The organism is Mycobacterium sp. IDUB_9 (genome assembly GCF_055419505.1).
Genome location: NZ_JBVAXU010000003.1, coordinates 669,330 through 681,110 on the forward strand (window position 1 = coordinate 669,330; position 11,781 = coordinate 681,110).

The 11,781-nt window shown below is 66.8% G+C and carries 11 protein-coding genes; 1 reads left to right on the forward strand and 10 read right to left on the reverse strand.

Going from position 1 to position 11,781, the window contains the following annotated elements:
• Position 1: 1 nt before the first annotated feature.
• Complete coding sequence (locus ACZY08_RS17660; protein ID WP_463745385.1) at positions 2-967, forward strand: TIGR03621 family F420-dependent LLM class oxidoreductase; 966 nt, start codon at positions 2-4, stop codon at positions 965-967.
• Here the strand turns inward: ACZY08_RS17660 and ACZY08_RS17665 are convergent.
• The 10 genes from ACZY08_RS17665 to ACZY08_RS17710 form a co-directional block, all read right to left on the reverse strand.
• On the reverse strand, positions 964-1,854 hold the full coding sequence (locus ACZY08_RS17665; protein WP_463745384.1) for an alpha/beta fold hydrolase: 891 nt from the start codon (positions 1,852-1,854) through the stop codon (positions 964-966). The two genes, ACZY08_RS17660 and ACZY08_RS17665, sit on opposite strands and share 4 nt — an antisense overlap.
• Before the next feature lie 11 nt (positions 1,855-1,865).
• The gene (locus ACZY08_RS17670) at positions 1,866-2,744 is read right to left on the reverse strand and encodes a tyrosine recombinase XerC (RefSeq protein ID WP_463745960.1); all 879 of its coding nucleotides are present in this window, start codon (positions 2,742-2,744) and stop codon (positions 1,866-1,868) included.
• 86 nt (positions 2,745-2,830) lie between these two features.
• Entirely contained in the window at positions 2,831-4,765 is a 1,935-nt protein-coding gene (locus tag ACZY08_RS17675; RefSeq protein WP_463745383.1) for an acyl-CoA dehydrogenase, read from the reverse strand.
• The gene (locus tag ACZY08_RS17680; RefSeq protein WP_463745382.1) at positions 4,762-5,808 is read right to left on the reverse strand and encodes an oxygenase MpaB family protein; all 1,047 of its coding nucleotides are present in this window, start codon (positions 5,806-5,808) and stop codon (positions 4,762-4,764) included. Before ACZY08_RS17680 ends, ACZY08_RS17675 begins: the two co-directional genes overlap by 4 nt.
• A 22-nt stretch (positions 5,809-5,830) precedes the next feature.
• Complete coding sequence (locus tag ACZY08_RS17685) at positions 5,831-6,454, reverse strand: TetR/AcrR family transcriptional regulator (RefSeq protein ID WP_463745381.1); 624 nt, start codon at positions 6,452-6,454, stop codon at positions 5,831-5,833.
• A gap of 122 nt (positions 6,455-6,576) precedes the next feature.
• Positions 6,577-7,737 carry an alpha-hydroxy-acid oxidizing protein gene (locus tag ACZY08_RS17690; protein WP_463745380.1) on the reverse strand — a complete coding sequence of 387 codons (1,161 nt, stop codon included), beginning with the start codon at positions 7,735-7,737 and terminating at the stop codon, positions 6,577-6,579.
• Between the two features lie 37 nt (positions 7,738-7,774).
• Entirely contained in the window at positions 7,775-8,638 is an 864-nt protein-coding gene (locus ACZY08_RS17695) for a siderophore-interacting protein (protein ID WP_463745379.1), read from the reverse strand.
• 81 nt (positions 8,639-8,719) lie between these two features.
• Positions 8,720-9,847 (reverse strand): DNA-processing protein DprA, encoded by a 1,128-nt coding sequence (dprA, locus tag ACZY08_RS17700; RefSeq protein WP_463745378.1) that lies wholly within the window; start codon positions 9,845-9,847, stop codon positions 8,720-8,722.
• Entirely contained in the window at positions 9,844-11,355 is a 1,512-nt protein-coding gene (locus tag ACZY08_RS17705) for a YifB family Mg chelatase-like AAA ATPase (RefSeq protein ID WP_463745377.1), read from the reverse strand. The genes dprA and ACZY08_RS17705 overlap by 4 nt, the downstream gene beginning before the upstream one ends.
• 1 nt (position 11,356) lies before the next feature.
• Positions 11,357-11,725: a YraN family protein gene (locus ACZY08_RS17710; protein ID WP_463745376.1), complete on the reverse strand. Its 369-nt coding sequence runs from the start codon at positions 11,723-11,725 to the stop codon at positions 11,357-11,359.
• Positions 11,726-11,781: the final 56 nt, after the last annotated feature.

Consider the following 11,781-nt stretch of genomic DNA (forward strand, 5'->3'; position numbering starts at 1 on the left):
CATGACCGTGGCGTCACAAGCTCACCGCAACCGGCCCATGCGATTCGGCCTGCACACCGCGCTGCCCCGTGGCGGTGACTTCGCCGAATTCGCCGTCACCGTCGAAGAATCCGGATTCGACGTACTCACCATCCCCGATCATCTGGCACCGACGCTGGCCCCGTTCAGCGGCGCCGCCACTGCATGTGCCGTCACCTCGCATCTGCGCACCGGCACGCTGGTGCTCAACAACGATCTGCGCCACCCGGTCGATACCGCCCGGGAAACCGTGAGCGTGGCAGCGCTGTCCGGCGGGCGGTTCGAGTTGGGCCTGGGGGCGGGCCACATGAAATCCGAATATGACGCGGCCGGGCTGAAATTCGACAACGGCGCCACCAGAGTGGATCGGCTGATCGAGTCGGTCGACGTGATCCGCCCGCTGCTGGCCGGCGAACCCGTGGACATGGACGGCGCGCATTACTGCGTGCGGGCGGACGCCGGCGCTCTGGTCGCGCCACCGGGAGTCGACGTCCCGCTGCTCATCGGCGGCAACGGCAGGCGGGTGCTGCAACTCGCGGGCCGGGCCGCCGATATCGCCGGACTGGCGGGCTTCAGTCACAACCACGACGCCACCGAGGTCCGGCTGACTCATTTCGATCCCACGGGTCTGCTGGACCGGATCGCGATAGTCGCCGACGCCGCCGGCGACCGGTTCGAAGCCATCGAACTCAACGCATTGCTGCAGTTCGTGGTGCACACCGACGATCCGGCGGCCGCGGCAGCAGAGGTGGCCGGGACGTTGGGAGCCTCCGCAGAACTGCTGCTGGAATCTCCGTTTGCGCTGTTCGGCAGCTACGAGCAGATGGCCGAGTCCCTGATGGACCGCCAACGCCGGTTCGGCATCAGCTATTGGACCGCGATCGACGCCTGGGCGGACCGCCAGTCGGCGCTTCCGCACCTGGCCGAGGTCATCAAGCTGTTGCGCTAGCGACCGGCGAGAAACCCCGTCATCGCCTCGAGTACGACGTCCGGGCGGTCGCGCTGCACCCAATGTCCCGCACCTGCAACGACTTTGAGCTGTGCTTCCGGGATGAGCTCGGCGGCCGCGCGGGCGCGCGCGATCGGTACGCCCGGGTCGCGGTCACCGTGGACGATCAGTGCCGGGCGGCGAAATGACTTCAGGCGTCCGGTGTAGTCCGTGCGCAGCCCATTCCACCTGACCTGGTCACGCTGCCACTGCTCGAATGCGCGGAACCCGTCCGGTCGCTGTGCGGCAACCATGATCTCGTCCATCAGTTCCACAGTGAGTTCAGTGGGGTCTCGGATGAGTGATTGCATGCTCTTTGTCATCACCGCCCGGTTGGTACCCACCCAGCGGGTCGTCGCACCCAACAGACCGCTGCGCAACGTCGCCCAGGTGATGACCTGCCGCACGCCCGACAGCAGGCCGTCCGACAATCGGGGCATCAGCCCGTAACTGCCCAGGAGCATCGCTCCGGTCACCCGGTCCGGCCGGTCGAGCACATGACCGATGGTGATGCCGCCGCCGAGCGACAATCCGCCGATCGTGTAGCGCTGCAGACCGAGCCCGTCGACGAACTCCCCCACGTAGCCGACCAGCCGTTCCTGCGTCACAGGCAGCCGGGCCAGCGGACTGTGGCCGTAACCGGGGTGGTCCGGTGCGACGACGCGGTAGCCCGCCCGGGCCAGCCGCGGGCCGATACCGCCCCACGACAGCGATGCACTGTCCACCCCACCGCCGTGCAGCAACACGACTGTCGGCGCCATGCCATCGGTAGACCAGGTGAGATAGGACACCGGCCCTGACGGCAACTCGACGGTACTTCGGGTTGGCTCGACGGCTGACTCCTGCACTATCTCCCTCTTCAGGCTCGCGGGTGGGCCTGGTCGTGCACGGCACGCAGTCGCTCCACGGTGACGTGGGTGTAGAGCTGTGTGGTGGCCAGCGAGGAGTGGCCCAACAACTCCTGCACGATGCGCAGATCCGCACCGCCTTCGAGCAGGTGGGTGGCCGCACTGTGGCGCAGTCCGTGCGGGCCGATGTCAGGCGCACCGTCGACAGCGGAGACCGTCTGGTGCACCACCGTGCGCGCCTGACGCGGATCGAGCCGCTTGCCGCGGGCGCCCAGCAGCAACGCGGGGCCGGAATCGGCGGTGGCCAGGGCAGGCCGGCCCTCGGTGAGCCAGGTTGTGAGTGCGTGGAGTGCGGGCTCGCCGAACGGAACGGTGCGCTGTTTGTTGCCCTTGCCCAGCACCTGCAGCACCCGGCGTGCGGTGTCGATGTCGTCGATGTCCAGCCCGCACAACTCACTGACGCGGATACCGGTGGCATAGAGCATCTCGACGATCAGCCGGTCCCGCAGCGCCAGCGGATCACCTTCCTGTACAGCAGTATTCATCGCTTCCATGGCGTCTATCGCCTGGTCGCGACGAAGCACCGAGGGCAGAGTGCGGTGGGCCTTGGGTACCTGCAAGCGGGCCGCGGCGTCGGCCGGAAGAATTCCCCGCCGGGCGGCCCAGGTGCAGAAGGTCTTGACCGTGGAGGTTCGCCGCGCCAGCGTGGTCCGTGCCGCTCCGGCCGCCGCCTGGGTGGCCAACCATGACCGCAGCGCCGGCAGGGTCACGGTGTCCAGACCGCCGCCGGTGTGCTCGAACAACGCCCTCAGATCACCCCGGTACGCCCGGCGGGTGTGCTCGGACCTGCCGCACTGCAGCGCCAGGTATTCGTCGAACTCGGCGAGCACATCTCCGACTGCGGGCACCGTGTCACCGTGACAGAAGCGCGCACGCCCTGCACACGACGCGCCGGGCCGCTACCGTCGCGTGACCATCACGGATTCATCTCGTAGCGGTCGGCCAGGCCGCGCACAGCGGTCACCACGCGGTCGCGACGGGCGGCATCGGCCGCGGGCTGCCTGACGATGTCGAGGGCGCGCTGCTGTTGCACCGCCGTGGCATCCGGATGGCAGTGCAGCTTGGTCGCGTGCGTGGACATGTCGGTGACGAGCACGTCGAAAAGCTGGTCGATCAGATCGGTGTCGAACGCCTCGATCTCTGCCTGCTCCAGGATCAGCTGGGCGTACGGGATGAGGGTGAACATCTCACCGATCGCGAAAAGGAAGTCAACGTTGCGCTGTTGATCGGCGGTGGGCGTCGCCACGGCGAGCAGGGTCTGCAATGCCCGGGCCTGGTCCAGGAAGACCGCGACATTCGGCGTCGAGGAGAATCCGCGAAGCACCGACTGCCAGTCCCCGAACCGGATCTTCGCCAACCCACTGCTGGGCCCCTGCCGGAACAAGAAGTCGTCATTGGCCGCATCCCTGCGTGTCGGAACCTCCGGCACCTCGGCCAGCAATGGCTTGAGTTGTGGAATACGTTGCGCCACAGGCGACCCCGCGACAGCGCCGCCGGCCGCACGCAGGCCACCGGCAAGCGCGCTCACCAGCAGTGCCGGGGCCCGGCCGACAGGCAAAACGGACATCGCCGCCAGCGCCGCATCCGATGCGCCGAACATGTAGTTCTGCATGAACTTCAGCGACAGCGCCATGTTGACGTGCACCGTGCCCTCCAGCCGCGGCAGGCCGGTGAGCCCCAGCAACGCCATGGTGAAATACATGTCGGATTCGAACGCCCGGGCCGCGATGGTGTCGGCGAGCAACGTAACGATCTTCTCGCCCTCACGGGTGACGTTCATCTTCTCGATCGCATTGAACAACAGGTAGCGCCGGTCGTCCGAGCTTGCGCTGCGCATGTAGTCGATGGCCCGCTCGCTGTAGAGCTTCATTCCGATCAACCGGGCGTAGCCGTCGGCGAGCATGCGGCGGATCTGCGGGAACTCGGTGACCCGCTGGCCGAACAGCACGCGGTTCTCGGCGTGGGTGACGGCCTCGTACATAGCGTGCTCGCAGGCCCCGATCGCACCGAATCCGAGGTTGAACTTGCCGATGTTGACGGTGTTGATCGCGGCATTGAAGGCTGCCTTGCCCTGATGCAGGATGTCGTCGGCGCTGACCGGATAGTTCTCCAGATCGAACGCCGCGACGTACATCTGACCATCGACGACGTTCTTGCGCAGGTGGTAGTTCGAATGCTGGCTGTCGGCCGCGAAGAACAGGTATCCCGTGAAATCCTCCTCGGGACGGCGCCGGTCGAGATCGGAGCTGTCGATGATGGGTTTGTCGGAACGACGGCCGAACACCGAGACCATGCCGGCCAGGTTGCCGTTACCGATGTAGTACTTGCCGCCGTTCGCGGTGTACGAGCCGCCCGCCTCGTTGTCGGGGCCAGGTGTCAGCACCATGTCGGTCGAATACACGTCGGCGCCGTGCGCCTGCTCGGACAGCCCGAAGGCGAAGATCTCCCCCGAATCCAGCAGGGCGGCAGCCTTTTTACGGGCCACTGTGTTCTCTGACTGCCAGATCGGTCCGAGACCGAGGATGGTGACCTGCCAGACGTACCAGTACTGCATGCCGTAGAACCCGAGGATCTCGCTGTACATGGCGTTGCGTGCGGTGTCCCAGCGCTTGTCGGGATCGCCGTTGGCTTCCGACGCAGGGGTGAGGAACGTCGCGAAGATGCCCTCCCGCTTGACCAGATCGAGAAAGTCGCTGTACCAGACCCGATCCCGGTCCTGCTGCTTGAGCCACCGCTTACCGTGCGACTCGAAGAACTCGATGGTGGCCCGGAAGATCTCCCGAGTTCTGGTGTCGAACTGGTCGAAGTCGGTCCGGTTCGGGTCGAACAGGACATCGGATCGTGCGGTCACGCCAAACTCCCCAGGTAGGACTGAGATTCGATGAGGCCTTCGTCGCTGGGCCGTTGGCCGCGACCGAACACCCGCTCGTGTTGGCGGGCTCGCAGCTCCTGGTGTGCATCAGCGGGTTTGGCATAGCCGTAGCGTTTGCGTCCTTCTTCGGGGCTGAGCACTTCGGTTGACCGCGGCGGTATGCCCATGATGTAGGGACCGGCGATCGGAACCACAGACGGTGCAATGATCTTGGACACCAACAGCTTCAGCCGGGGCACCCGGTTGACCACCCCGAAACCGAGCTTGAGCACCGGCCGCACGGCCAGGTCGACCACGCGTGGCTGGTCGAATCCACTGAGCTGGCGCATCCAACGCGGCATGGTGGCGATGGTGCCCGCCCGGAGAAAGTAGTTGAGAATCTCTACAGCAGGCTTCGCGATCCGCGGCACGGGCGGTAGCACCACCTTGGCGTTGAGCAGGTGGTCCATCATCGCGCGGGCGGCCTCACTGACGGCGAGGCGTGGCCGCACCTGTTCGAAGTACTCGTTGATGCCGTCACGAGACCGCGGGACGTCAGCCGGATCGCAAGTCTGGAACTCGGCCGCGCGTGCACAGTCCTGCCAGTAGCGGGCCTCTTCCTCGGTCGTCAGCTCTCCACCGCCGTACAGCTCGTAGGCCTTGAGCACCGAATGCCAGCCGGTGAGCAGGATCCACAGCTGCGACCGGGGGTCGTTGGCGTCGTACTTGTTCCCGCTCAGGGGTTCGGTGCCAATCGCTTTCGAGTGGACTTTCACCAGAACGTCGGCGGTCTTGAGCACCGATTCGGTGTCGGCGAAAGCCACCATCGCGAAGTAACGCACGGTCCGGTCGTATCGGGTACGTGGCCGATCGTAATTGGCGCCGGTGGTGTCGACCGCGGCGATCAGGGCGGGGTCGAGTTCTTCGACCACCACGGCTCGTTGCAGTCCGATGATCGGCGTGGTGGCATGACCCCAGACCTTCCAGGTCACCGAATCCGGCCCGAAGAACCCGTAGTCAGCCATCGGCTGGAGATCAGACATGTGACAACTCCTCTGTTCTGGATCAGGCGCCGCGGAACGCCCGGTAGGTGGCCGATCCGACGAATTCACCCAATGTGGTTGGTGTCCAGTCTTTTCCGTTGTCTTGTAACAACGTCCGCACCGCGCCTTCACAGGTGGACACGAACTGCTCGACCAACACCGGCAGCTTTTTTTCGGCGTCGGTGGTGCCCCAACGTTCCAGCGTGGGAGCCAGCCGTCGGGAGACCTTGCCCACCATCAGGGCGCGACCGTCACGGAAGTGTTTCGCCACGGCCGGGTCCGGGTCGGCGCTCATCACGAGCCGCCAGGAATCAGGCCGGCGGGCAACCGTCTCAAGCAGCGCCTGGAAGCCCTCGACGAAGACGGTTTCGTCGGCATCCGCTCGGCCGTAGGGCAGCGCATCGATCGCGCCCTGGACCAGCAGCGTCAACTCCCGCTCGAGCAGCGCCCTCAACAATTCGACCCGGTCGGGAAAACACGAGTAGACCACCGGCCGGGTGACCTTGAGCCGCTGAGCCACCGCGCCGATCGTGACCGCGGCGACCCCCTCGGTCACCGCAATCGCCAGGGCCGCATCCAGCACCTGCGGGCGCCGCCGCTCGGGCCCCAGATGGGCAGCCCTCTCGCGAACGGTTTCTACACTCACGAAGGAAAATGCTACACGTCTGAATAATCATTGACCAGACGCAATGACCTGCCTTTTTGTTGCAGCCTTTACTCCGGTTTCGTCACCGTAGAGTGCCTGCCGAGCCGAGCGTGCTTCAGGTGTCAGTCGACGCGCCGCAGAGCCTCGGGGGTGAGATCGGCCAGCGTCGGGTATCCGTCGACCCCCATGATCAAGTCGGCCTCGGCGAGCAGGGACCGCAGCACGTGCACGATGCCGTCGACACCACCGAGCGCCAGCCCGTACGCATATGGGCGCCCCACGCCGACGGCAGTGGCACCCAGGGCGAGGGCCTTCACGATGTCGGCCCCGTTGCGGATTCCCGAGTCGAACAACACCGGCAGCCCGTCGGCCGCCTCGACCACACCGGGCAGGCAGTCGATCGCCGGCAGACCGCCATTGGCTTGGCGCCCACCATGATTGGAGCAGTAGATGCCGTCGACGCCACCGTCTTTGGCCCGCCGGACGTCATCGGGGTGACAGATGCCCTTCATGATCAGCGGCAATTTGGTCAGCGACCGCAACCACGGCAGGTCGTCCCAGGTCAGCGGATTGCCGAACTGGCTGACCCAGCGCAGTACCGTCGCCTGCGGGTTCTCCTCGGGCGGCTGCTGCAGGCCGGCGCGGAACACCGGGTCACTGGTGTAGTTGGCCAGGCATTTGCCGCGTAACTGCGGGAAGTTCGAGGTGGCCAGGTCCCGCGGGCGCCACCCCGGAACCCAGGTGTCCAGCGTGACGACGATGCCCTTGTACCCGGCCGCTTCGGCGCGCTGCACGAAGCTGGCCGCCAGGTCCTTGTCGGTCGGCGTGTACAGCTGGAAAAAGCCTGGGGTATCGCCGAATTCGGCGGCGACGTCTTCCAGCGGATCCTCGGTCAGGGTGGACACCATCAGCGGCACCCCGGTACGCGCTGCGGCGCGCGCTCCCGCCAGGTCGCCGTGCCCGTCCTGCCCGCAGATGCCCAGAACCCCGATGGGTGCCATGAACAACGGAGAAGGCAGTGTGAGGCCGAACAGGTCGACAGACAGATCGCGCTCCCGGTGCGCGTTGAACATCCGGGGCATCAGCCCCCACCGGTCGAAAGCGGTGCGGTTGACCTGCTGGGTACGCTCATCGCCGGCCCCGCCGGCGACATACGACCAGATGGATGGCGGCATGGCTGCTTGGGCCTTGGCTTCCAGGCTCGCGTAGTCCATCGGCATGGTCGGCAGCACGCCGGACAGCCCCTGCAGGTAGATCTCGAGTTGATAGTCGCCGTACGCCATGACGGCTACCTTTCCATCCCGGACAGCCAACTTGCCATCAGCCCGCGGTGTCGGCCTCCGCTTGCGCCAGCTCGGCCTTCCACTGCCGGAAGGTCTCCTCGGTACGCCCACGGCGCCAGTACCCCGAGATCGACCCCGCCCATTTCGCTGCGACGCCGCGCTCCTTGCGGATGTAGGGACGCAGGTTGTGCATGACAGCCTGAGCCTCGCCGTGGATGAACACCTGAACCTGGCCAGGCAGCCAGGCCGCCTCCTTGACCGCCGCGATCAGCGGTGCGTTGTCTCCGGACTTGTCGTCGCCGACCATGTCCGCCCGTCCCCCTCGATGGATCCAGTTGACCTCGACCCCGGCGGGAGCGGTGAGCTCAATCTCGTCCTCATGGCCGGCGACCTCGATGAAGACCTTGCCGGTCGCATCGGCGGGCAAGGCTTCGAGGGCGGCACCGATGGCCGGCAGAGCGGCTTCGTCGCCCGCCAGAAGATGCCAGTCAGCGGCCGGATCCGGCGAATATGCCCCGCTGGGACCCATCAGGTAGGCAGGTTGGCCCGGCTGGGCCGCGGCGGCCCAGGGTGCGGCCACGCCCTGCTCACCGTGCACGACGAAGTCGATGGTGATCTCGCCACGCTCGGTGTCGACCTTACGAACGGTGTAGGTGCGGACCGTGGGCCGTTCTTCGGCGGGCAACTCCTGAAAGCTGTCCAGCGTCAAGGGTTTCGGCAGTACCGACACGTCGACACTCTCGGGAACGATGACCAGCTTGACGTAGGCATCGGTGGACTCGTTGGGCGAGAACGTGTCGAAGCCGTCTTCGCCGTTGCCGCCCAGCACCAGCCTGACCATGTGGTCGGTCAGTTGCTCACGACGCACCACCTGAAAGGTATGCACGGGTCGTCCTGCCATACCGCCTCCAAAACTCGCTCGGCCGATCTCTTTGTTAGCCGACCTCATCGACTATACGGAGACGGGACCCACGCATGGGGTCTACCGGCGCCGGCGCAACCGCCAGCACCCGTCCTCGCTGACGACCAACCCCGCGAGTTCCAACGTCGTCAACGGCGCCAGGATCTGATGCGGTGGAAGTGCGGCGAGCATCGCAATCTCGTCCACAGGGTGGGCACCGCGCGACGGCAGCGCGTCGTAGACCTGTTTCTCAGCCGCTGAGAGCCCATCGAGCGGCCCAGCCGCGCGCGGCTCTTCCGGTGCGAGTTCGCCTATGCGGCCGACGAGTTCGACGATTTCCTCGGCGCGGCCGACCAGGGTGGCCCCACCCCGGAGTAACACATGGCAACCCGCCGATGCCGCCGAGGTCACCGGGCCCGGCACCGCGCACACTCCCCGGCCCAGCGACCGGGCCCACGCAGCGGTGTTGGCCGCACCGCTGCGCAACCCGGCCTCGACCACCACCGTCGCACCGGAAAGGGCCGCGACCAATCGATTGCGGGTGAGAAAACGCAGCCGGCCCGGCGCGACCCCCGGCGGATACTCGCTGACCAACAGGCATTCCTGGCGGATCCGGTGGAACAGTGCGCTGTGCCCGGCGGGGTACGGATTGTCGATGCCACCGGCCACGATCGCGATGGTCACGCCCTCACACGCCAGCGCGGCGCGATGCGCTGCCCCGTCGATGCCATAGGCACCGCCGGACACCACCGTCACGTCCCGGTCAACCAGACCTGCGGCCAGGTCAGCGGCAACGTGCTCGCCATATGCCGTGGCCGCGCGGGTACCGACGATTGCTGCGGCACGCTCAGTCGCCTCATCGAGCCGCACCGGCCCACTGGCCCACAGCACCAACGGCGGATGATCATTGGCACGCTGGTGTTCCTTGTCGACGCCCAACGCACGGAATCTCAGCAATGGCCACTCGTCGTCATCGGGGGTGATCAACCGCCCTCCCATTCTGTCGATGAGGTCCAGATCCCGGACTGCACAATCCAATTCCCGACGAGCCTCGATCCGGCTGAACAGCTCCTCCCTGACATCACCGGATTTGACCCGACCGGCCGCCTCGACCGGGCCCACCTGCTTGACCAAGGCCGTCAATTCCGCGCATGGCGGTTCGGCCACCCGTGACAGATACGCCCACGCACGCCGCACCTCGTCGGTCATGGCACACCCGCTGCCCGACGGAAGCTCAGCGCGGTGGCCACATCCTCGTGGGCCGGCATGGTCCGGCCGGCCAGATCGGCCAACGTCCAAGCGACCCTCAAGCACCGGTCGGCGCCGCGCATGCTGATCAACCCGCGGTCGAGGGCAGACCGCAACGGCTCCATGGCGGCTTTGGGTAATCGGAATTCGCGCCGCAGCAACGGGCCACCGACCTCGGCGTTGGTTCCGATCCCATACGGTTTCCACCGTTCCTGGGCGGCGAGGCGCGCTGCCGCAACGCGTTCACGCACCACGGCGCTGGATTCGCCGGCCTGAGGAGCGAACGCCCCGGCGCTGACCGGATACAACTCCACCTGCAAGTCGACGCGGTCCACCAGCGGCCCCGACAGCTTGCCGCGATACCGCAGCTTGGCCTGGGCCGAACAGACACAATCCTGGGATTTGGGCGGTGCGCACGGGCACGGGTTCGCCGCCAGAACCAATTGGAACCGTGCCGGATAGCACGCCACCCCATCCCGGCGAGCCAACCGGATCTCCCCATCCTCCAACGGAGTTCGCAGCGCCTCCAGGGCACTTGAACCCATTTCGGCGAACTCATCGAGAAACAACACGCCCCGATGGGCGCGGCTGACTGCTCCGGGACGGGCCAGACCACTTCCGCCACCGACCAGTGCGGCCACACTCGAAGTATGGTGCGGGGCCACGAACGGCGCCCGTGTGATCAGTGGCGTATCTCCCGCCAGCAAGCCCGCCACCGAATGAATCCCGGTCACCTCCAACGACTCGCCGCGCGACAACGGAGGTAGCAGGCCGGGAAGACGCTGTGCGAGCATCGTCTTCCCGATACCGGGTGGCCCGGTCAACATCAGGTGGTGGGCACCCGCCGCGGCCACCTCCAGGGCGTAGCGAGCCTGGCCCTGTCCCACGACGTCGGCCAGATCGGCCGACGGCTCCGGCGCACGCCCGGGCGCCGTGACCCGGGCCTGCAGATCCCCCTTGCCGTCGAGCCAGGCCTGCAGCTGCCGCAGGGTGCGCACACCGCACACCTCGATTCCGTCGACCAGGCTCGCCTCGGCCAGGTTGTCGACGGGCACCACCACCATGGGCCAGCCGTCGCGCTTGGCGGCCAGCACCGCGGGAAGTACGCCGTGAACGGGACGGACCCGGCCGTCGAGGGCGAGCTCCCCGAGCAGCACCGACTTCTCCAACCGCGCCCAGGCCGTCTTGGTGTGCGCCGAGAGCACTGCCACCGCGAGCGCCAAGTCGTAGACGGAACCGACCTTGCGCAGGGTGGCCGGGGACAGCGCCAGGGTGAGGCGTGACATCGGCCAGCTGTTGCCACAGTTGGTGATCGCCGCCCGGACCCGGTCCCGCGATTCCTGCAAGGCAGTGTCGGGCAACCCCACCAGGTGCACACCGGGCAGCCCCGAGGTGATGTCCGCCTCGATCTCGACGATCACCCCGTCCACCCCGCGCACGGCCACCGAATAGGCTCTCCCCAAACCCATTTCAGCCCACCCCCTTGAGGTGCGCCAGCTCCGGCTCGCGCCGACGCCCGATGCGGACCCCGATCACATCGATCCGCAGGGCGGCGAAGCGCACGTCCTGTTCGGACAGCCAGAGCGCCGCCAGCCGCCGGATCCGGCGGACCTTCTGCGCCGTGACCGCCTCGGCGAGCCCGCCGAACCCGTCCCCGGTGCGGGTCTTCACCTCGACGAACACCACCGTGTTGGTGGCGACCTCCTCGGCAATCACGTCGAGTTCGCCATAACGGCAACGCCAATTGCGCGTCAACGTGCGCATTCCCTGCGCCGCCAGATGCTCGACGGCCAACTGTTCACCCAGTGCGCCGATCTCGGCCCGTGTCAAAGAACTCATGTCCACACCGTGCGGACATGGTCCGACAGCATCGGCCCGGTCAGGCCTGGTTATCC